Source organism: Xenorhabdus yunnanensis, from assembly GCF_028598805.1.
In the GTDB taxonomy this organism is placed as follows: domain Bacteria; phylum Pseudomonadota; class Gammaproteobacteria; order Enterobacterales; family Enterobacteriaceae; genus Xenorhabdus; species Xenorhabdus yunnanensis.
Window position 1 is genome coordinate 102,994 of the sequence record NZ_JAQRFI010000002.1, and the last position, 21,615, is coordinate 124,608.

At 43.0% G+C, this 21,615-nt stretch carries 20 protein-coding genes; 13 read left to right on the plus strand and 7 right to left on the minus strand.

Translation table 11 applies throughout. From position 1 onward, the window contains the following. Window positions 1-57: 57 nt before the first annotated feature. Genes tamA through PSI23_RS01335 form a run of 3 tightly spaced genes read left to right on the plus strand, consistent with a single transcriptional unit; the run spans window position 58 to window position 5,944 of the window. Window positions 58-1,800, plus strand: a complete 1,743-nt coding sequence (gene tamA / locus PSI23_RS01325; RefSeq protein WP_273553371.1) for an autotransporter assembly complex protein TamA — start codon at window positions 58-60, stop codon at window positions 1,798-1,800. Further along, window positions 1,797-5,594 carry an autotransporter assembly complex protein TamB gene (gene tamB, locus PSI23_RS01330; protein ID WP_273553372.1) on the plus strand — a complete coding sequence of 1,266 codons (3,798 nt, stop codon included), beginning with the start codon at window positions 1,797-1,799 and terminating at the stop codon, window positions 5,592-5,594. Before tamA ends, tamB begins: the two co-directional genes overlap by 4 nt. Window positions 5,595-5,596: 2 nt before the next feature. After that, a complete protein-coding gene (locus PSI23_RS01335) occupies window positions 5,597-5,944 on the plus strand; it encodes a gamma-glutamylcyclotransferase family protein (RefSeq protein WP_273553373.1) in 348 nt (115 codons plus the stop codon). A 167-nt stretch (window positions 5,945-6,111) separates the two neighbouring features. Here the strand turns inward: PSI23_RS01335 and ppa are convergent, their stop codons facing one another. Both ppa and fbp read right to left on the minus strand, forming a co-directional pair. After that, the gene (ppa, locus tag PSI23_RS01340; protein ID WP_273553374.1) at window positions 6,112-6,642 is read right to left on the minus strand and encodes an inorganic diphosphatase; all 531 of its coding nucleotides are present in this window, start codon (window positions 6,640-6,642) and stop codon (window positions 6,112-6,114) included. 302 nt (window positions 6,643-6,944) lie between these two features. Further along, window positions 6,945-7,949: a class 1 fructose-bisphosphatase gene (gene fbp / locus PSI23_RS01345; RefSeq protein ID WP_273553375.1), complete on the minus strand. Its 1,005-nt coding sequence runs from the start codon at window positions 7,947-7,949 to the stop codon at window positions 6,945-6,947. A gap of 172 nt (window positions 7,950-8,121) precedes the next feature. Between fbp and mpl the strand changes: the two genes are divergently transcribed. Next, on the plus strand, window positions 8,122-9,492 hold the full coding sequence (gene mpl, locus PSI23_RS01350; RefSeq protein ID WP_273553376.1) for a UDP-N-acetylmuramate:L-alanyl-gamma-D-glutamyl-meso-diaminopimelate ligase: 1,371 nt from the start codon (window positions 8,122-8,124) through the stop codon (window positions 9,490-9,492). Window positions 9,493-9,734: 242 nt separating this feature from the next. On the opposite strand, the gene argR is transcribed toward mpl, so the two are convergent. Beyond that, on the minus strand, window positions 9,735-10,205 hold the full coding sequence (argR, locus tag PSI23_RS01355; RefSeq protein WP_273553377.1) for a transcriptional regulator ArgR: 471 nt from the start codon (window positions 10,203-10,205) through the stop codon (window positions 9,735-9,737). 505 nt (window positions 10,206-10,710) lie between these two features. On the opposite strand from argR, the gene mdh reads away from it, so the two are divergent. Next, the gene (mdh, locus tag PSI23_RS01360) at window positions 10,711-11,649 is read left to right on the plus strand and encodes a malate dehydrogenase (protein WP_273553378.1); all 939 of its coding nucleotides are present in this window, start codon (window positions 10,711-10,713) and stop codon (window positions 11,647-11,649) included. A gap of 109 nt (window positions 11,650-11,758) precedes the next feature. On the opposite strand, the gene PSI23_RS01365 is transcribed toward mdh, so the two are convergent. Then, on the minus strand, window positions 11,759-12,025 hold the full coding sequence (locus PSI23_RS01365) for a helix-turn-helix domain-containing protein (RefSeq protein WP_092516811.1): 267 nt from the start codon (window positions 12,023-12,025) through the stop codon (window positions 11,759-11,761). A 187-nt stretch (window positions 12,026-12,212) separates the two neighbouring features. Here PSI23_RS01365 and PSI23_RS01370 point away from each other — a divergent pair, with 187 nt between their 5' ends. Together PSI23_RS01370 and PSI23_RS01375 are read left to right on the plus strand one after the other, a co-directional pair. Then, complete coding sequence (locus PSI23_RS01370; RefSeq protein WP_092516812.1) at window positions 12,213-12,560, plus strand: DNA-binding protein; 348 nt, start codon at window positions 12,213-12,215, stop codon at window positions 12,558-12,560. A gap of 75 nt (window positions 12,561-12,635) precedes the next feature. Further along, window positions 12,636-13,016, plus strand: coding sequence for a DNA-binding protein (locus tag PSI23_RS01375; protein WP_273553379.1), 381 nt, complete (start codon window positions 12,636-12,638; stop codon window positions 13,014-13,016). Window positions 13,017-13,043: 27 nt separating this feature from the next. Here PSI23_RS01375 and ispB read toward each other — a convergent pair whose 3' ends face one another. Then, window positions 13,044-14,015: an octaprenyl diphosphate synthase gene (gene ispB, locus PSI23_RS01380; protein WP_273553380.1), complete on the minus strand. Its 972-nt coding sequence runs from the start codon at window positions 14,013-14,015 to the stop codon at window positions 13,044-13,046. A gap of 251 nt (window positions 14,016-14,266) precedes the next feature. On the opposite strand from ispB, the gene rplU reads away from it, so the two are divergent. From rplU to cgtA, 3 genes are all read left to right on the plus strand, one after another. After that, the gene (rplU, locus tag PSI23_RS01385) at window positions 14,267-14,575 is read left to right on the plus strand and encodes a 50S ribosomal protein L21 (protein WP_010845219.1); all 309 of its coding nucleotides are present in this window, start codon (window positions 14,267-14,269) and stop codon (window positions 14,573-14,575) included. 20 nt (window positions 14,576-14,595) lie between these two features. Continuing rightward, a complete protein-coding gene (rpmA, locus tag PSI23_RS01390) occupies window positions 14,596-14,853 on the plus strand; it encodes a 50S ribosomal protein L27 (RefSeq protein ID WP_010845218.1) in 258 nt (85 codons plus the stop codon). Window positions 14,854-14,980: 127 nt separating this feature from the next. Further along, window positions 14,981-16,147: an Obg family GTPase CgtA gene (gene cgtA / locus PSI23_RS01395; RefSeq protein WP_273553447.1), complete on the plus strand. Its 1,167-nt coding sequence runs from the start codon at window positions 14,981-14,983 to the stop codon at window positions 16,145-16,147. 87 nt (window positions 16,148-16,234) lie between these two features. Here cgtA and dacB read toward each other — a convergent pair whose 3' ends face one another. Continuing rightward, window positions 16,235-17,683, minus strand: a complete 1,449-nt coding sequence (dacB, locus tag PSI23_RS01400) for a serine-type D-Ala-D-Ala carboxypeptidase (RefSeq protein ID WP_273553381.1) — start codon at window positions 17,681-17,683, stop codon at window positions 16,235-16,237. 271 nt (window positions 17,684-17,954) lie between these two features. On the opposite strand from dacB, the gene greA reads away from it, so the two are divergent. Continuing rightward, window positions 17,955-18,431 carry a transcription elongation factor GreA gene (gene greA, locus PSI23_RS01405; protein ID WP_092516831.1) on the plus strand — a complete coding sequence of 159 codons (477 nt, stop codon included), beginning with the start codon at window positions 17,955-17,957 and terminating at the stop codon, window positions 18,429-18,431. A 127-nt stretch (window positions 18,432-18,558) separates the two neighbouring features. Here greA and yhbY read toward each other — a convergent pair whose 3' ends face one another. Next, the gene (yhbY, locus tag PSI23_RS01410; RefSeq protein WP_139204057.1) at window positions 18,559-18,852 is read right to left on the minus strand and encodes a ribosome assembly RNA-binding protein YhbY; all 294 of its coding nucleotides are present in this window, start codon (window positions 18,850-18,852) and stop codon (window positions 18,559-18,561) included. Window positions 18,853-18,987: 135 nt separating this feature from the next. Here yhbY and rlmE point away from each other — a divergent pair, with 135 nt between their 5' ends. Next, window positions 18,988-19,617 (plus strand): 23S rRNA (uridine(2552)-2'-O)-methyltransferase RlmE, encoded by a 630-nt coding sequence (gene rlmE / locus PSI23_RS01415; RefSeq protein WP_273553382.1) that lies wholly within the window; start codon window positions 18,988-18,990, stop codon window positions 19,615-19,617. Between the two features lie 48 nt (window positions 19,618-19,665). After that, the gene (gene ftsH / locus PSI23_RS01420; RefSeq protein ID WP_273553383.1) at window positions 19,666-21,600 is read left to right on the plus strand and encodes an ATP-dependent zinc metalloprotease FtsH; all 1,935 of its coding nucleotides are present in this window, start codon (window positions 19,666-19,668) and stop codon (window positions 21,598-21,600) included. Window positions 21,601-21,615 lie beyond the last annotated feature (15 nt).

Below are 21,615 nucleotides of genomic sequence, written 5' to 3' on the forward strand. Positions count from 1 at the left end.
CAGCATTTTTATATTGTTAGATTTTACTCTACAGATAGATAAATATTAGGAGTCCGAGTGCCACGATATCCCCTCATATGTGCGCTTTTTGTATCTATCATCACTCCGTCGGCTTATAGTGCAAATTTGCGACTGAAAGTAGAAGGGCTTTCTGGTGAATTAGAAAAAAATACCAGAGTACAACTTTCAAATATCAGTACCGATGAAGTTGCTCCTGATGGACGTTTTCGAGCCCGTGTGGAGAAAGCGATACGACAAGGGCTTCGTCCATTGGGATATTATGATCCTACCGTTACATTCACTTATCAAGAAAATACACCTCCTTCCCGCCCTGTTTTAACAGCAAAAGTAACGCTTGGCGAGCCTGTGAGAGTTGCTGAAGTGAATGTTGATTTGGAAGGAGGCGCTAAAACAGATAAAGATTATGCCGTCCTCATCAAAAAAAATATGCCAAAAGAAGGGACGATACTTAATCACGGAGAGTATGAAAATTTTAAAAGCACATTGACTAATTTGGCTGTTAAGAAAGGCTATTTTGATGCAGTGATGAAGAAAAGTGAGTTGGGGGTATCAAAAGAGCTACACGAATCTATTTGGGATTTTGATTTTGATAGCGGACAACGTTATCGTTTTGGCCCTGTCGCATTCCACGGATCGCAAATTCGTGAAACTTACCTGAATAATCTGATCCCTTTCAAACAAGGTGAATATTATACCTCCGGGCAATTAGCCGAATTTAATCGTCGTTTAGTAAATACTGGATGGTTTAACTCTGCGGTTATTGTGCCCGATTTTAAAGTCGGGCGTGAGAGCGAGGATAAAATATTACCATTGAATGCCTCATTGATACCCCGCTCTGCCAACTATGTCGAATTAGGGGGCGGTTATGCAACGGATGTCGGGCCGCGTGTTCAGGCAAAATGGAAAAAACCGTGGCTCAATTCCCGTGGACATAGTTTTAGTACCAGTCTTAACCTTTCCGCACGAGAACAATTCATTGATGGTTCCTACAAAATGCCGCTTAAGGTTAATCCTCTCGAAGAATATTATCAGCTACAAACAGGTTATAAACGTAAAGATATTAACGATACCATTTCGGATACGGCAACTTTGAACTTTTCTCGTAACTGGGATCGTTTTACGGGTTGGCAGTACAGCATAAATCTGCGCTGGAGTCTTAGCCACTTTACGCAAGCCAACGTAACAAACACCACGATGTTGCTTTACCCGGGAGCAAATATCAGCCGTATTCGCCAACGTGGCGGTACTATGCCTTATTGGGGGGATAGCCAGCGTTACTCGCTTGATATTTCTGATACAAGTTGGCAGTCCAATGTCGATTTTTTCGTATTACAAGCACATCACGTCTGGATCAGAACTTATCGGGATAATCATCGTTTTGTGGTGCGGGCGGATTTGGGCTGGATAGAAACTAATGAATTTGACAAAGTGCCGCCTGATCTCCGCTTCTTTGCTGGGGGGGATCGCAGTATTCGTGGATATAAGTACCAAAAAATCTCACCGACAGATAGTGACGGTAAATTAGTAGGGGCATCAAAGTTGGCGGTAGGTTCGTTAGAATATCAATACAATATTTATGGCAATTGGTGGAGTGCCTTATTTGTAGACTCGGGTGAAGCGGTGGATGATATTAAGAGGAGTAATTTCAAAACAGGCGCGGGAATTGGTGTGCGCTGGGCTTCACCTGTCGGGCCGATAAAATTTGATTTGGCGACTCCGATCGGAGATCCAAATAGTCATAATGTTGAATTTTACATCGGTTTAGGGGCTGAACTATGAGGTGGGCAAAAAGGGTCAGTATTGCTTTCCTGCTGATTGTTGGCCTGTTATTGATGACCGTTGTGGGATTGGTCGGCACACAAACTGGCTTGCATTTTGTGATTAACAGTGCAGTACGTTGGGTGCCCGGATTGGATATTGCCAGTGTCAGCGGAGGTTGGCGCGATTTGACGCTAAAGGGCGTGAAATATCAGATGCCGGGAGTTAACGTTAATGCTGACAATTTACACCTCTCTATGCGGCTTTCCTGCCTGAAACACAGTCAGGTGTGTGTCAACGCATTGACAACTGAAGGTGTTACTGTTTTGGTGAATACCGCTGAGCTTCCGATATCGGCTCCCTCTACTGAATCGGAACCACTGACCGAATTGCAAACCCCGTACCCTATCTCACTGGATTCGCTTTCCTTGAAAAATATTCATGTGAAGGTTGATGATATCTCCATTGTATTGGATGAGTTTAAAGCGGGGGCTCAGTGGCAGGAAAAGCAACTGATATTAAGACCTACGGAAATTAATAACCTGTTGGTGGCATTACCAAAGAGTTCATCTGAAAAAATCGGGGCAGTGCAAAAAACAGAACTAAAGAATAAGCAACAGACTGAACCTGAGAAACCATTGGGTGAAACGTTGAAGGCATTGTTTGCCAAGCCACTGTTAGCGAAGCTGCCCAGCATTCCCATTCCTCTTGATATCACTGTGGAAAGTATCCATGGCAGACAACTGCATTTAACGGGTGATACCGATATTAAGATTAATGACTTGCAGTTACAGGCCAGAAATCAGGGGCAATCAGTTGATGTAAAAACGTTGAACCTACAGGCTCCGGAAGGTTCACTGGCAATACAGGGGACAGCAAAATTGTCTGAACAATGGCCTGTCAGCCTCTCGGTTAAGGGAAGCGTAACTAATTTAAACAATATAAATCTGGATGACCTGAAAGGGCAGCAGATTAATATAACGCTAAAAGGCGCTTTGTTGCAGCAGCTTGATCTTGCGTTGAATCTTTCTGGTCCAGTCGCCGCCAGTCTGGATGCTCAGGCTGAGTTGGCAAAAGCAGGCTTGCCTTTACGTATTACATTGAAAAGCCAACAATTACAATGGCCCTTGAAAGGCAAGCCAGAATATCAGCTTGATGGTGTTAAGTTGCGCTTAAATGGTCAAGCCAGTGGTTACGATCTTTCCCTTCGCTCGGATATTAAGGGCAATAATCTTCCCCCTGCATTGTTGATGCTGGATGCAAAAGGTAATGAAGAATTGCTGAAACTAACGCGCCTGCGTTTGGCGGCCTTGCAGGGTAAAGCCGACATTTCAGGAGTAATTGACTGGAGTAAGGCCATTAGCTGGAATACCAATCTTGTTTTGGATGGCATTAATACTGCCAAACAGTGGCCGGAATGGCCTGCCAAAATGGATGGTAAAATAGCGGTGCGTGGCAGCTTGTATGGGGGAAGTTGGCAGCTTCAGATCCCTAAAATTGCCCTTGATGGCTATGTGAAGCAAAATGTAATCAAAGCATATGGCAAGGCGTCAGGTAATGCGGCTGGGCAATGGGATATTCCTCAACTCGATCTTGCTGTTGGGCGCAATACACTAAATATACAAGGTCGGCTTACGGATGAAGAGTGGAAGCTCGATGGCGAAATTAATGCACCGCAATTAAACGGTTTACTTCCGGGCTTGGCTGGTTTTATTACTGGTAAGATCAATCTGCGTGGCAATATGAAAGCGCCACAAATCGTAGCAGATTTGAACGCACGTGGGTTGCGTTGGCAGGATGTTCTAAGGGTGGATAGTGCCACGATTAAGGGGGATGTACGCTCGGCTGAACAGATCCAAGGCCAGTTATCGGTTGTTGTGCATCAATTGAAGCAGGCAGATTTAACCATCAAAAATTTGTCGCTCAACGCTACGGGCACAGAAAGGAAACATGATTTACAACTGAAAATCGAGGGGACTCCGGTATCAGGTCAGTTGGTACTCAATGGCAGCTTTGATCGTCAAGAAGAGCGCTGGAAAGGTAACATTAACAATACTTATTTCGATACCCCTGTCGGTGAGTGGCGTTTAAGCAAGGCGATATCCATTGACTACTCGAAATTGCAACAAAAAGTCTTGGTTGGTACTCATTGCTGGCTTAATCCTAATGCACATCTTTGTATTTCAAAACCCATTGAAGCGGGAACGAGTGGTTATGCACAAGTGGTGCTTGAGCGTTTTGATTTGGCTATGATCCAGCCATTCCTTGATAGAAGCACTCAACTTAAGGGCATATTCAGTGGTAATGCTGATATCAGATGGTCAGCAGAGCAGGGTTTACCGCAAGCAAAAGTCGCTCTTCAAGGGAATGGTATACAAGTTAGTCAGGTTGTAGAAGGTAGTGTATTACCGATTGATTTTGAAACAATCACCTTGAATGCAGGGCTGACAAATGGCAAGGCTAATTTGTCATGGTTATTCAAATTGGCTGGCAATGGGCACTTGAAAGGCGATATGCAGGTCGCTGATTTAGAGGGCAGTCGAAAATTATCGGGGAATGTAGATATTCAAGCACTTTCCTTAAAGTTGATTAAACCTATTTTGGGTAAAGGCGAAAAAGCGGAGGGAGGATTAAATGCAAATCTACGCATTGGTGGAAATGCTAAGAATCCGCTGTTATTTGGCCTATTTAAAACTGATAACTTGAAAGTGAGTAGCCATTGGCTTCCGTTTGATATCACCCAAGGCCAGTTAGCCGTTCAGTTTTCAGGTGCCAGTTCTAATTTGAATGGCATGATTAAAACACCTAAGGGGCAACTAAATCTGAATGGTTATGCCGATTGGCGCAATTTAGATGAGTGGTACGCCAGAATTGCCGCTAATGGTGACAAGCTACGTGTCACTGTTCCCCCAATGGTGAAGGTGGATATCAGCCCGGATTTGGTGCTGGAGGCAAAACCAAATCTACTGAAACTTGACGGTAATGTAGATATCCCATGGGCGCGAATTACGGTTCAGGAATTACCGGAATCAGCAGTAGGTATTTCTTCTGATGAAGTGATGCTGAATAAAAGCCTCCAGCCAATAGAGAAGAAAAAATCATCTATTTTGATTCAAAGTAACTTAAATGTTCAGATTGGCGATGATGTGAGTTTGAATGCATTTGGTTTGCAGGCACACCTCAAAGGGGTTTTGAAAATCCTTCAGGGTAAACAGGGGTTGGGGCTGAATGGCCAGATTGATATCCCGGAAGGGCGTTTCCATGCTTATGGGCAAGATTTGCAAGTTCGCAAGGGAACCATTCTGTTCTCTGGCCCACCAGATCAGCCATTGTTGAACATTGAAGCTATCCGTAACCCTGAATCGACAGCAAACGCTGTTATAGCTGGCGTGCGTGTAACAGGCTTGGCAGATAAACCTAAAGTAGAAGTCTTTTCTGATCCGGTTAAATCACAACAGGAAGCTTTGTCTTATTTGTTACGTGGTGAAGGTTTGGAAAAAGGCAACTCTGACAACTCGCAAATGACGGCTATGCTGATTGGATTGGGGGTTGCGCAGAGTGGTCAATTAGTCGGTAAGATTGGGGAGACGTTTGGTGTCTCTGATTTGGCTTTGGATACTCAGGGCATTGGCAATAAATCTCAGGTTGTTGTCAGTGGTAGAATTACCAACGACTTACAAGTGAAGTATGGTGTTGGTATTTTTGACTCTTTGGCGAAACTGACATTACGTTATCGTGTTATGCCACGATTGTATCTGGAAGCAGTATCTGGTATTGATCAAGCTTTAGATCTGCTCTATGAGTTTGAGTTTTAAAGATGCGAGTTATTGTTTATGGTAGCCTGAGGCAAAAACAAGGCAATCATCACTGGATGACGGATGCCCAATTGTTAGGAGAATACAGATTAGAAGGTTATGAACTTTATGATCTGGGGCATTATCCGGCAGTTATCAGTGGCGAAGGAACAATCGAATGTGAAGTATATCGTATTACGCCATCCATCCTGACAGAATTGGATGAGTTGAAAAAAAACTCTCAGGAGTACCGAAGGGAACTGATTGAAACACCTTATGGCAAGGCGTGGATTTACCTCTACAAATTGCCTGTTGAGGGATTGCATAGGATCACAAGTGGTGATTGGCTAAAACGCCACGGTGAAGAATAAAAATTAGTGATTCATTGTTTGTTGTGTGATTTTATTTTTATGTCTGGTTATTCATGAATTGTTCCAGCAAAAATTACTCTGACAAAATTGACTGATAAACAAAAACCTCTGCCCTGATAGGGACAGAGGTTTTTTGCATCAAAAAACTCCGCAATTATCTGTTCGGATTATTTTTTTGCAGCGCGTTCGAAAGAAGACAGGATTTCAGCCTTAGCAGCCTCAGCGTTGTCCCAGTCATCAATTTTAACCCACTTGCCTTTTTCCAGATCTTTGTAGTGCTCGAAGAAGTGAGTGATTTGGGCACGCAGCAGTTCCGGCAGATCGTACACATCTTTGATGTGATCGTATTCTTTGCTCAGTTTGGTATGAGGAACAGCGACCAATTTCGCATCTTCACCTGATTCGTCAGTCATTTTCAGAACACCGACTGGACGGCAGCGAATAACGGAACCTGGCTGTAATGGGTATGGTGTTGGAACCAATACGTCAACTGGGTCACCGTCGAGGGACAGAGTATTATTGATGTAACCGTAGTTGCATGGGTAGAACATCGCAGTTGACATGAAACGGTCTACAAACAGAGCACCAGATTCTTTGTCTACTTCATATTTGATCGGATCAGCGTTTGCTGGGATCTCAATAATGACATAGATATCTTCAGGCAGGTCTTTTCCCGCCGGTACGTTGTTCAGGCTCATAAAAAGTTTCCTTGAATTTCAAACCAAAATGGAGTGCCGGGTATTATAGCCAAAACAGGCTTAAAGTAATTCCATTTTTCTGTATTATGTCCGTATCCCTGTGGGTTATGAAAATCACAGCCCAGAAATCATCTATGATTTGTTCTATGGCCTCTAATAACAGAGTTTCTGTAATTATTGTTCATTCTTGTTGTTTGTTTATGAATTATGAACAAAGTTATTTTGTGAACTAAATTAAGGCAGGGTAAGTTACAGAGGCGAAATTTAGTTCGCCTCTGTAACTACTTTACAAATAAATGATCTTATTCATCTGGAAATTCAGCCATAAAATCCTCGGCTTTTTCCACCATTGATTTGGTTCCCACGAAGAAAGGAACGCGCTGATGCAATTTAGTTGGTGTGATGTCCAGAATGCGGTTAGCGCCATCACTGGCCTTGCCGCCAGCTTGTTCAGCAAGAAAAGCAATTGGGTTGCACTCGTACAATAGGCGCAGTTTTCCGGTTGGATAGCTTGCAGTACTTGGATAAATATAGATGCCACCCTTCAGCAAATTGCGGTGGAAATCTGCAACCAGAGAACCAATATAACGGGTTGTATAAGGACGCTGAGTCGCTTCGTCCTGCTCTTGGCAATATTTGATGTATTTTTTCACACCCATCGGGAATCTGATGTAGTTCCCTTCGTTGATAGAGTACATATTACCCTTTTCTGGGAACTGGACTTTTTCATGGGTCAGACAGAACACACCAAGGGAAGGGTCATAAGTAAAAGTATGGACACCACAGCCTGTAGTATAAACCAGCATTGTGGATGAACCATAAACCACATAACCTGCTGCAACCTGACGATTTCCCGGTTGCAGAAAATCTTCTTCAGTTACAGGCTGACCAATCGGGGTAATTCGATGGTAAATCGAGAAAATAGTCCCGACGGAAACGTTTACATCAATATTCGAAGAACCATCCAGTGGATCCATCAAAACAACATACTTCGCATTTTCTGCTCGGTCGCCATCAAAAATAACGATCTCGTCTTCTTCCTCAGAAGCAATACCTGCAACTTCGCCGCGTGCTTTCAGTGCTGCCTTAAGTTTTTCATTGGCATATAAGTCCAGTTTCATCTGAACTTCACCCTGAACATTAGATACACCACTAGTGCCTAAAATATCCACCAGACCGGCTTTATTGATATCTCTATGAATGATTTTGGCACCTAACTTAATGGCAGACAGCAATGCAGTCAGTTCACCTGTAGCATGAGGAAAATCGTGCTGTTTTTCGACGATGAATTCGCCTAATGTTTTCATGACAAAGGCCTTGAATTTGATTGTGGTTTTAGGAAGCGTGCTTCACTTTTGTGTCGCACTCATGCGCGGGCAGTTTAGCTAAAGAATCAGATGATTCATAGGCTATTGCATTTCTAATCTCTGATTTGATGGTTAGAATAGTGATACAGTTCATGATATCGGGTAGAAATAAATGCGTATTCATATTCTCGGCATTTGCGGTACTTTTATGGGAGGGTTGGCGATCCTCGCTCGTGCACAGGGCCATGAAGTGACTGGCTCTGATGCTAATGTATATCCACCAATGAGCACCCTGCTGGAAAAACAGGGCATTGAGCTGATCCAAGGATACGACCCGGCACAACTTGATCCTGCTCCGGATCTGGTGATCATTGGTAATGCCATGACACGCGGTAATCCTTGCGTGGAAGCGGTATTGGATCGTGGCATTCCTTATATTTCTGGTCCGCAATGGCTACATGATCATGTATTACCGGAACGCTGGGTATTGGCTGTCGCGGGAACCCACGGCAAAACAACAACGGCTGGCATGTTGGCTTGGATTTTGGAAGATTGTGGCTATAAACCGGGATTCTTGATCGGTGGTGTACCGGGTAATTTCGAAGTTTCAGCACAAATCGGTGAAAGCCCATTTTTTGTGATTGAAGCTGATGAATACGATTGTGCCTTTTTCGACAAGCGTTCAAAATTTGTCCATTACAGTCCCCGCACACTGATCATGAACAATCTGGAATTTGATCACGCCGACATTTTTGAAAATTTGGGTGCTATTCAAAAACAGTTCCACCATCTTGTCAGAGTTGTACCGAGTACGGGGAAAATCATTGTTCCTGATAATGATGTTAATTTGAAGCATGTGCTTTCAATGGGATGTTGGAGTGAACTGGAACAGATCGGAGAAAGTGGTCATTGGCAGGCGAAGAAAGTCAGCCAGGATAGCAGTAATTATCAAGTCTTCCATCGAGGTGAATTGATTGGAGAAGTGAAGTGGTCACTAGTCGGTGAACACAATATGCATAATGGTTTAATCGCGATTGTGGCAGCCCATCATGTGGGAGTTCAACCTGCGGATGCTTGTCGGTCACTAAGCAAATTTATTAATGCCCGCCGTCGTCTCGAATTATGCGGCGAAGTCAATGGTATCTCGGTGTATGATGATTTTGCCCATCATCCAACGGCCATTTTAGCTACAATGGAAGCGCTGAGAAGCAAAGTGGGCGGCATGGCTCGCATTCTTGCTGTACTGGAACCTCGGTCGAATACCATGAAAATGGGAATGAGCAAAAATGATATTGCGCCTTCCATGGGGCGCGCTGACGAAGTCTTTCTCTATCAACCTACTAATATTCCGTGGCAAGTTATTGAAATTGCTGAACAGTGCATTCAGCCAGCCCGTTGGAGTGCTGATATCGACGCTTTGGTTAAAATGATTGTAGAAACGGCACTGCCGGGCGATCATATTTTGATTATGAGTAACGGTGGGTTTGATGGAATTCATGAGAAGTTACTGACCGAATTGACGAAGAAAGCAAGTACAGCTTAATTGTTATGCTCTCTGCAATAGGGGATCGTGCCCATTGGCCGATCCTCTTTTCATCACATATTCCTTTATCCTCCAAGTTAATATTTTTCAGTCCAATATATTCCAGACTAATATTTGCCAAACCAATATCTTCTAAGACAAACCATCATGTGAAATTCATTGGGCAAATTCTTCATATAATCTTATATTTTTGTCTGCCGTAGGCCTATTTTGATTGGTTTGGCATACAGCAGATCCACAGATTAAAGTTCCTGCTCAAACAGGTTGAGAATTGCTTCGTAGAGTTGCTTGGTCGTAAAGTTTTGTGCTGGTGTAGAAAAAATGGTGTCATCTCCTGCAATACTGCCAAGAATCCCTTCTGCCTTCCCCAATGAATCTAATAGACGTGCAATTAACTGTGCTGCGCCAGGGCTAGTTCGTATGACAACCACGCTATGATTATAATCGACATCTAATACCAGATTTTTTAATGGACTGGTGGCAGTGGGAACACCCAGTTCTGCTGGTAGGCAGTAGACCATTTCCATCTTTACATTACGGGTTCGGACAGCACCAAATTTCGTCAGCATTCTGGAAACTTTAGATTGGTTGATATTTTCAAACCCTTCATCCTGAAGTGCTGAAACAATTTCACCTTGAGAGCTGAATTTTTCTTCTTTCAATAATGCCTTGAAAGCTTTTACCAAATCTTCCTGTTTCGAAGGAACACGCATATTTCACCATCGTTGAATCCGTTATCAGGCCGACATTATGCGAAAGAGTGAATTTTTATTCAAGAAAGAGAAGAAAAAACCAACATATAGAGCATAATTGTATATTTTTCGATATTACCTTATTAATAGTCTGGATATTAATATAGTTTTCTTTTCTCCATATTAAGCATAGTAAATGTATTGTTAATTAAATGGTATTGTTTAGTGTGAAAAGGAAGAGTAAGGTAATCAGCTAATTGATGAGTAATACAACTAAAATAATTCTCAAAAAAGTGTCCGTTATCTCATTAACAGATAAGCCTTTTGTCTAGAATAAGGCAACTTTGGTATTCCGTCATCGGGTCATTAGGTGGATAATCTGACTGTTAACAGATTGTTTTTAAGACGTAGTGATGAGTAGGATGAGAGCCTTCTCGATCATTATATTGATGATGGAAAAAATGAAAGCATTCTCTTAACCGTACAGGTTTAAACTTTTTATAGTACTTATTTAAGGAGTATCAGGATGAAAGTTGCAGTTCTCGGTGCAGCCGGTGGTATTGGTCAGGCACTTGCCCTTCTACTCAAGACCCAGCTTCCTTCAGGTTCAGAACTTTCCTTGTATGACATTGCTCCGGTGACCCCAGGCGTGGCAGCCGATCTGAGCCATATTCCAACGGCAGTCAAAATCACAGGTTTTGCTGGTGAAGATGCAACCCCTGCACTAGTAGGTGCAGATGTCGTATTGATTTCTGCGGGTGTAGCACGTAAACCTGGTATGGATCGTTCCGATTTGTTCAATATTAATGCGGGAATCATTCGTAATCTGGTTCAGCAGGTCGCTAAAACTTGTCCAAAAGCATTAATTGGAATTATTACCAACCCAGTCAATACCACTGTAGCAATCGCTGCTGAAGTATTGAAAAAAGAAGGGGTGTACGATAAGAACCGTCTGTTTGGTGTAACAACATTGGATATCATCCGTTCCAACACGTTTATTGCTGAATTGAAAGGTAAAAAACCAGAAGAGTTGGAAGTTCCAGTGATTGGTGGACATTCAGGCGTAACTATTTTGCCATTATTGTCTCAAGTTCCAGGTGTTAGCTTCACTGATGAAGAAGTAGAAGCATTGACCAAACGTATCCAGAACGCAGGTACTGAAGTCGTTGAAGCGAAAGCAGGTGGCGGCTCTGCAACGTTGTCTATGGGACAGGCGGCGGCACGTTTGGGGCTGTCTCTGATTCGTGGTCTGCAAGGTGAAAGCAATGTTGTTGAGTGCAGCTATGTTGAAGGTGATGGCAAATATGCCCGTTTCTTTGCGCAGCCTGTACGCTTAGGGAAAAATGGTATCGAAGAACGTTTAGATATTGGCAAGTTGAGTGACTTTGAACGGAAGTCATTAGATAACATGCTGGATGTTTTGAAGAAAGATATTGAATTGGGCGAAAAATTTATTAACGACTAATTCATTTATTATTAATTTATTAATATAAGAATTAAGTTAAATATATTAGATAACTAAAACCGCTAGTTCGAAATAACTAGCGGTTTTTTTTCAATAATTATATTGATAGCTAATTATTCTTTTTATCTCGGACTTTTCTCTCTAATAATTCTCCTGTATGGGGATTGAAATAACGGCTTGGCCATATTTCAGACGGATGTAATTCTAAGTAATCCGCTATTATCCATTCTCCCTTGGGCCATGGGCGAGAAAGTGTATTCGCCAAAGTTGATGAACTCAGCCCCGCTTCACGAGAAACGGCTGCTAACGTAGTTCCACGTTTACGTAAAGCGGCAATAATATCAGCAGGATGCCAATCCGATTTCATAGAAATCATTTTTTTAATCCTTTCCTATTAAATTTGAAGCCACATTAGTGGTATAACTAAAGCGTTAATGTGAAATTAATAACGAACATGGATCTGTTATTAAGAAAATAAAATAACATTATTTTTTCTAAAAATATTTCTAAATTTTTCTTAATAACTTCTTTTTTGAACTTGGTTACAAAAATAGAGAAACATTATGAAAAAAGAGTGGTATACGGCAATGGAGTTGACCGGTGTAGGTGAGTTACCTAGATCACCACAAGGAGTTAATGCCAGAGCAAAACGTGAAGAGTGGTTGAAGCAAAAACGGACAGGTGTTCAAGGAAGGGCGATTGAATACCATTACTCTTGTTTTCCTGAATCAACTTTGACGGCTTTGGAACTTCATGAAACGTCAGCGGAATATCAGGTTCAGAAACAAGACCCTCTATCTATTTGGGTAAGTGCATTTAATTTACTCAACGAGGAAGAAAAGGAGGTAATTATCGAAGTGATATTACGAGATGGCATAAGAAGTTTTTTAGAAAAAATTACAGCTACTTGAGGCAGCTTTTGAAAAGCCAAATGTTTAAAATTTGGCTTTCTCTTCACTGCTCCAGTACAAAGCGAGGAGAAAAAGATGAAGAAAGAATGGTATTCTGCAAAGGAACTCATCGGCCTCGCAGGGCTGCCATCGTCTCCCCAAGGAGTTAATCTGATGGCAAGACGCGAAGGTTGGGAACAACGCCGTAAGCGCGGAGTGCAGGGAAAGGCGCTCGAATATAATGTCAACAGTTTGCCCGAAGAAGTGCTGAATGTACTGACTGTCAGTGAAAATTCGGTCGAGTACTACCGGAATAAGCGACAGGATCCATTTATAATCTGGGTAGAGGCTTATTACCAGCTGAGCAAACCCGAAAGGGAACGAATGGTTAAGTTCATTTTGAGAAAAGGGCTGGCTAGCCTTATCCAATACGTTGGTATTCAAGATATTGATAGTAAAGACAGTATCCCAGATTGAGTAATCTGGGACACTGATTGATTCAACTCAGGAAAGTCGCTGTACAGCGACATGAGCTAATCCCTCAAGGGCCGCCTTGTATGGAGAATCGTCCAGTATTTGCAATGCTGAAATTGCCTTATCTGCTTCTTCCTCCGCCCGTTGGCGGGTGTATTTAAGTGAGCCACACTGTTTCATTGTTGCGAGTACGGTATCCAGTAAATGGCGGCCATTTCCTTGTTCAATAGCACTTCGGATTAAAGCGGATTGTTCCGGTGTCCCATGGTTCATGGCGTGCAAAAGAGGTAATGTTGGCTTGCCTTCGTTCAGGTCATCCCCCGTATTCTTGCCGAGCTTGTTGTTGTCTGCGTCGTAATCCAGCAGATCGTCAATTAATTGAAATGCTGTCCCCAGATAGCGACCATAATCACGCAATGCTGCTTCTTGTTCAGGAGTGGCGTTGGCAAGAATGGCTGCTGAATGGGCTGCGACTTCAAACAGGCGGGCAGTTTTACTATAAATAACCCTCATATAGTCATCTTCTGAAATATCAGGATTATTGCAGTTCATCAACTGCATTACTTCGCCTTCAGCAATGACATTGGTGGCGTCAGACATCAATTTCAATACGCGCATGGAGTCAAGATCGGTCATCATTTGAAATGAACGCGTATAAATGAAATCACCCACAAGGACACTAGCAGCATTGCCATAAATGGAGTTGGCTGTCGCCTTTCCACGGCGCATGTCAGATTCATCAACAACATCATCATGCAGCAATGTTGCGGTGTGGATAAATTCAATCAAAGCAGCAACTTTTATGTGCTTTTTGTCTTCGCAGTGAAGAGCTTTACCTGCCAATACTGCTATCATTGGCCGGATGCGCTTGCCACCACCGCTGATAATGTAATAACCAAGTTGGTTGATCAGCGCAACGTCAGAATTTAATTGGTTAAGAATGGTTTCATTAACCGCTGTCATATCATTAGCGGTAAGTTTAATTATCGATTCTAAATTCATGTTTTGGCTTTGGACTCTGATTCAGAGCTGTGCTCATTAATTAGCATATCAATAGATATCATGATATATCGATTGTACTTGAAAAACCGTTCAAATAAATGACAATTGAAAAACTCTGTTTTTTTCTCATCTGTTCTAATTCTGCACTTGTCTTCCAAACGGTTTTTGCGTAGAATTCGCGCCCTATTGTGAATATTTTATAGCGCACTCTGGAAAGAATTTTTAGGGGGTGCGCGGAAAGCGGAGTTTATATGTACGCAGTTTTCCAAAGTGGTGGTAAACAACACCGAGTAAGCGAAGGCCAAACAATTCGCTTGGAAAAGCTGGACATCGCAACAGGTGAAACGGTTGAGTTTGACCAGGTGCTGATGGTCGCTAATGGTGAAGACATCAAAATCGGCGCTCCAGTAGTTGAAGGCGTTAAAATTAAAGCTGAAGTTGTTGCTCACGGTCGTGGCGAGAAAATTAAAATCGTTAAGTTTCGTCGTCGTAAACATAGCCGTAAGCAACAGGGCCACCGTCAGTGGTTCACTGATGTTAAAATCACTGGCATCGCTTAAGATTTTAGGAGAGCAGATTAATGGCACACAAAAAGGCTGGCGGCTCGACTCGTAACGGTCGCGATTCTGAAAGCAAACGTCTGGGTGTAAAACGTTTTGGTGGTGAGTCTGTTTTGGCAGGCAGCATCATCGTTCGTCAACGTGGTACTAAATTCCACGCAGGTAACAACGTAGGTTGTGGCCGTGACCACACCCTGTTCGCATTAGCTGACGGGAAAATTAAATTCGAAGTTAAAGGTCCAAAAAACCGTAAATTCATCAGCATCGAAGCTGAATAAGTTTTTTGAATCTTAATCGAACCTGAAGCCCTGCAATGTGTTGCAGGGCTTTTTATATTCTGGATTACGCCATCTCTGGGTACATCAGCCATCCAGCTTTATAGTGGCTATCCTACGGAGAAAAATGATGAAATTTGTAGATGAAGCCAAGATTCTGGTTGTTGCGGGAGATGGTGGCAATGGTTGCGTCAGCTTCCGTCGTGAGAAATATATTCCCAAAGGTGGGCCGGACGGCGGTGATGGTGGTGATGGTGGTGATGTCTACCTGCTGGCAGATGAAAACCTCAATACACTGATTGATTACCGTTTTGAAAAATCCTTCCGCGCTGAACGTGGTCAAAATGGACAAAGCCGCGATTGTACTGGTAAACGTGGTCAGGATATTACCATTAAAGTTCCAGTTGGAACTCGTGTGCGTGATATTGCCACGGGAGAAGTGCTTGGGGATATGGTGCGCCATGAACAGCGTTTTATGGTTGCAAAAGGAGGCTTCCACGGCCTAGGCAATACTCGTTTTAAATCTTCGGTGAATCGTGCTCCTCGTCAAAGAACGATGGGGACACCTGGAGAAAGCCGTGAGCTGATGTTAGAACTGATGTTGCTGGCTGATGTGGGAATGCTGGGTATGCCAAATGCAGGCAAATCCACCTTTATCCGCGCTGTATCGGCAGCAAAACCGAAAGTGGCTGATTATCCGTTTACAACTCTGGTGCCAAGTCTTGGCGTCGTGCGTATGGATAACGAGCAAAGCTTTGTAGTAGCGGATATCCCTGGTTTGATTGAAGGGGCATCAGAAGGTGCTGGATTGGGCATTCGTTTCTTGAAACATTTGGAACGTTGCCGTGTATTGCTGCATTTGATTGATCTCTGTCCGATCGATGAATCTGATCCGGTTGAAAATGCCCGTATCATCATCAAAGAGCTGCACAAATATAGTGAAAAACTGGCAGAAAAACCGCGCTGGTTGGTGTTTAACAAGGTAGATCTCACAGATCCAGAAGAAGTTAAGCAGCGAGCAAAAGCCATTGCTGATGAGCTTGGCTGGGAAGGTGATTATTACATGATCTCAGCTGTGAACCGTCAGGGCGTGAAAGAGCTTTGCTGGGACATTATGGAATTCATGAAGACGCAGCCTCGTAGCATGGAAACGTCGGAAGAATCTCAGCCCGAAAAAGTCGAATTCATGTGGGATGACTACCATAAAGAACAGTTACAGCAATCATCTGATGAAGATTGGGATGATGACTGGGACGAAGAAGATGACGAAGGCATTGAGTTTATTTATAAACACTAATCTTCATGTAGATATTCGAACATAACAAAAGGGCGCTAAATACAGCGCCCTTTTTTCGTTCAATCTTTTTTGAACAGCTGAGTCTGTTCAGTGTTTTTGGTATAACGTTTTATATAAATCGTGTTCAAAACGCGATAGTGGAACACGGCGGGTTCGCTGTTCTTCAGGGGGAACCGAGTACCCAGAGATAAATTGGACAAAAGCAATTTGTTGCCCACTGGCGGCAGTCATAAACCCTGTGAGATTATAAACCCCTTGTAATGATCCTGTTTTAGCAAAGACTTTACCATCAACTCCCGACTCATGCAGACCTGGACGATAAGCCAACGTGCCATCATATCCCGCTCGGGGCAACATGGAGATGAAATCCAGCTCATCATTGTGCTGAGCAATAAATTGCAATATCTCCATCATGGTTGTCGGTGTGATTAAATTGTGGCGTGAAAGGCCTGAACCATCCACCATGATGGTATTCCTTAAATCAATACCGGCTTTTTGTTTCAGTATCTGACGAACTGCATCAGAACCTGCCCGCCACGTGCCTGGAACGTTGAAATAACGATGGCCGAGGGTACGAAAGATTGTATCTGCAATCATGTTATCTGATTTTTTCAACATGATTTTGAGCATATTATTTAATGGTGCAGACTGATTCAGGGCGAGAATTTTTTCTGGGTGTAGGGGAATTGATTGGCGCCGTATATGACCTTTTAACTCAATGCCTGCAATATTAAGCTCATTTTTCAGGATATTGCCAGCATAACTAGGTCCATTTTGGATGGCAAATACCAGTGGGAGTGGTTCATCGCGTTGTGTCAGACAACCTGTGAGAGTGTATCGATTCAAGTCACCCACCGTAACATCAAGTTCACAATATTTTGCTTCTGGTGATCCCTTAGCCAATGTTTTGACTTCACTGAATACATTGACAGGATAAAAAGAGGGTACACGGACAAATGCCAGCTCATCAGGTTGTTTTGAGCTGTAAAGTGAAACAGAAAAGCAGTTTTTATCCACGATTGCTGCTGATGGAGGAGCACTGAAGCATTGGGTCATATCGTTCCACACCCAGCCGGGCGCTTTATCGTGGCTGGCAAAAATTGAAACATCTATGATGAGATCGCCATTAATTTGTTTGATGCCAGATTGTTTTAAGGTCTCGACCATATTGCGCAGTTGCGTGCGCGTCAGCATCGGGTCACCTACAAAACGGGCCATTAGATTACCTTCTAATACGCCATCGGAAATATTAGCATCACTTTCCAGTGTTGTTATAAAACGGTAATCCTTACCAAGCTGTAATAGAGCTGCCAATGCCGTTACAATTTTCTGCGTACTTGCAGGTAAAGCCATCTGTTGCCCGTGGTAATCAATTAACGGTTCTTTTGAGCCAACTACTTGGGCGATAAATGAAAAATTAGTTCCCGTAGGTAAATATTGGGCACTTTTCTCAATAGAAGAAGCATTTACACTGAAAATACTCAGGCTTAAGCTGAGTATACAAGCTATTCTGTTGGTAATTTTTAAAAGAGCCATAGATCTCGCATACGAAGGTGAATGTATTCCAAAAATATTTGTATTAATAATACTAAGGTGCAATTCAAAGGAAAAGTAAACGATGATCCATCATCAACTCTACGTTAGAATAATAGATTAGCAGGTAAATATGCATGTGAACTTCAGATTATGCTGGTTTACACTCCTTTTATTGTCTGGAGGCCCGCCTGATAGGGTGTGCTCATTGTGCTGTTATTATAAAAATCAGGAAGATGTGTTTGGGCTTAGGATTGATTTAGAGGTTTGATAAATGAAACAAATTCCGATGACTGTACGTGGCGCGGATAAATTGCGCGAAGAATTAGAACATTTGAAAAATGTACGTCGCCCTCAAATTATTGCCGCAATCGCTGATGCCCGTGAGCACGGTGATTTGAAAGAAAACGCGGAATATCATGCCGCTCGTGAGCAGCAGGGTTTCTGCGAAGGCCGTATTCAGGAAATTGAGGCAAAACTTTCTAATGCACAGGTGATTGATGTCACGAAGATGACCAATAGTGGCCGGGTGATTTTTGGGGCAACGGTAACGGTACTGAACGTGGATTCTGATGAAGAGCAGAACTACCGTATCGTAGGTGATGATGAAGCAAATATTAAAGAAAATCTTCTTTCAGTAAATTCACCGATTGCTCGTGGCCTGATTGGTAAAGAAGTGGATGATGTTGTTGTGATCACCACGCCCGGCGGTCAAGTGGAATACGAAGTTTTGAATGTGGATTATCTCTAAAACACCATGATAATCGACTATCTGTGCTGATATGTGAAGTTGACATAAAAGAAAAAAGGCCAGTTTTTGGCCTTTTTTATCATGGTGAATACAATCAATATGGCATTTTTGTACAAATATGCCGTGATTATTTAGGTAGACTAATCTTGCGTTCTTCCGATGGACGGTAGAGAACTAACATTTTTCCAATGATTTGCACATTATGTGCACCGGTTTCACGAACAATCGCTTCAGCGATCAAAGTTTTTAGTTCACGGTCTTCGCCTGCAACTTTGACTTTGATAAGCTCGTGATGCGAAAGAGTTTGTTCGATTTCAGCCAACACGCCTTCGGTTAGCCCATTGTTGCCGATCATAACGACAGGCTTTAATGAATGAGCGAGGCTTTTCAGGTATTGGACTTGTTTCTTGTTAAGAGTCATCGTTTTTTTACTTAGTTGGGATTGAAAACGGCATATTCTACCGCCATCTCATATCTATCACCATAAAAGTGTGGTGTGGTTTGATAAGAGAGCGCAAAAAAATAAGGTTCTCTATTAGTATAGTTGGAAAGAACAATGGCCAATAAAAAACGTTCAGCAAGCTCAAGTCGCTGGTTACAGGAACATTTTAGTGATAAATATGTTCTTCAGGCGCAGAAAAAAGGGCTTCGCTCTCGCGCTTGGTTTAAACTTGATGAGATACAGCAAAGCGACAAAATCTTTAAACCGGGCATGACCGTTGTTGATTTAGGCGCTGCTCCGGGTGGATGGTCTCAATATGTAGTTAGTCAGATCGGCAATAGTGGACGAATAATTGCTTGTGATCTTTTGCCGATGGACCCGATAGTTGGAGTCGATTTCCTTCAAGGAGATTTTCGTGATGAGCTTGTATTGAAAACATTACTTGAGAGAGTTGGTGATAATAAAGTCCAGGTCGTCATGTCGGATATGGCTCCCAATATGAGTGGAACCCCCGCGGTCGATATTCCCCGATCCATGTATCTGGTTGAGTTAGCGTTGGGTATGTGTCGTGATGTGCTGGCCCCTGGGGGTAGTTTTATTGTCAAAGTGTTTCAGGGAGAAGGCTTTGATGAATACCTGAGGGAAATACGCTCCCTTTTTGCGAAGGTAAAAACTCGTAAACCAGAAGCTTCGCGGGCACGATCACGTGAAGTATATATTGTAGCGACAGGGCGGAAAGTATAGTACCCTGACTACTATTTGTTAACACAGTTGTAATATGAGGTTAATCCCTTGAGTGACATGGCGAAAAACCTGATTCTCTGGTTAGTCATCGCAGTTGTCTTGATGTTATTGTTCCAGAGTTTTGGTCCCAGCGACTCTAGTGGTCGTAGGGTAGATTACTCTAATTTCATCAATGAGATATCGCAGAATCAAGTAAGCGAAGTAAATATTTCGGGTCGTGACATTAATTTCACTAAGAAAGACAACAGTGGAAAATACAGCACTTATATGCCGATTCAGGATGAAAAGTTGCTGGATAGCCTACTCAGTAAACAGGTAAAAGTTATTGGTGAACCACCAGAAAAACAAGGCCTGTTGGCGACCCTCTTTATTTCATGGTTCCCAATGCTACTGCTAATTGGCGTTTGGATCTTCTTTATGCGTCAAATGCAAGGTGGTGGCGGTAAAGGGGCTATGTCTTTTGGTAAAAGCAAAGCCCGCATGTTGACGGAAGACCAGATCAAAACTACATTTGCTGATGTTGCTGGTTGCGACGAAGCAAAAGAAGAAGTGGGCGAATTGGTTGAGTATTTGCGTGAGCCTGGCCGTTTCCAAAAACTGGGCGGTAAGATCCCGAAAGGTATCCTGATGGTTGGTCCTCCGGGTACTGGTAAAACGTTGCTGGCGAAAGCTATCGCTGGCGAAGCGAAAGTCCCTTTCTTCACCATCTCTGGTTCTGATTTCGTTGAAATGTTTGTTGGTGTAGGTGCTTCTCGTGTTCGTGATATGTTTGAACAGGCGAAAAAAGCAGCACCGTGCATCATCTTTATTGATGAAATTGATGCAGTAGGCCGTCAGCGTGGTGCTGGCTTGGGCGGTGGGCACGATGAACGTGAACAGACACTGAACCAGATGCTGGTTGAGATGGATGGCTTTGAAGGTAACGAAGGTATTATTGTTATCGCAGCAACTAACCGTCCTGATGTTCTGGACCCTGCCTTACTACGCCCTGGTCGTTTTGATCGTCAGGTAGTTGTTGGCCTGCCGGATGTACGTGGTCGTGAGCAAATCCTGAAAGTTCATATGCGTCGTATTCCGCTGGATACTGATATTGATGCATTGATCATTGCTCGTGGAACACCGGGTTTCTCTGGCGCAGATTTGGCTAACCTTGTGAATGAAGCTGCTTTGTTTGCTGCTCGTGGTAACAAGCGCGTTGTTTCTATGGTTGAGTTCGAAAAAGCCAAAGATAAGATCATGATGGGAGCAGAGCGCCGCTCAATGGTGATGACGGAGGAACAAAAAGAATCCACCGCATACCATGAAGCTGGACATGCCATTATCGGTCGTTTGGTACCAGAACACGATCCTGTGCATAAAGTGACGATAATTCCTCGCGGCCGTGCGTTAGGTGTGACGTTCTTCTTACCAGAGGGTGATCAGATCAGTGCGAGTCGTCAGAAATTGGAAAGCCAAATTTCAACTTTATACGGTGGTCGGTTAGCTGAAGAAATTATCTATGGTGTAGATAATGTTTCTACTGGTGCGTCCAATGATATTAAAGTGGCGACTTCTATTGCGCGCAACATGGTGACACAGTGGGGTTTCTCAGAAAAACTGGGGCCATTGCTGTATGCGGAAGAAGAAGGTGAAGTTTTCCTCGGTCGTTCGGTTGCCAAGGCAAAACATATGTCTGAAGACACTGCGCGTTTAATTGATCAGGAAGTGAAGGCTATCGTCGATCGTAACTATTTACGTGCTCGTCAGCTTCTGATGGATAATCTTGATGTTCTTCATACAATGAAAGATGCGTTGATGAAGTATGAAACTATTGATGCACCTCAGATTGATGATCTGATGAATCGTACAACAGTACGCCCACCAGCAGGTTGGGAAGGTGACAATAATAATGGCGGTAATAACGGCAGTAATAGCAATAACCGCCATAACACATCATCCCCGCAGCAAACTTCAAAGCCAACGGATGATAATCCAACCACGTAATCTGGTTAACAATCT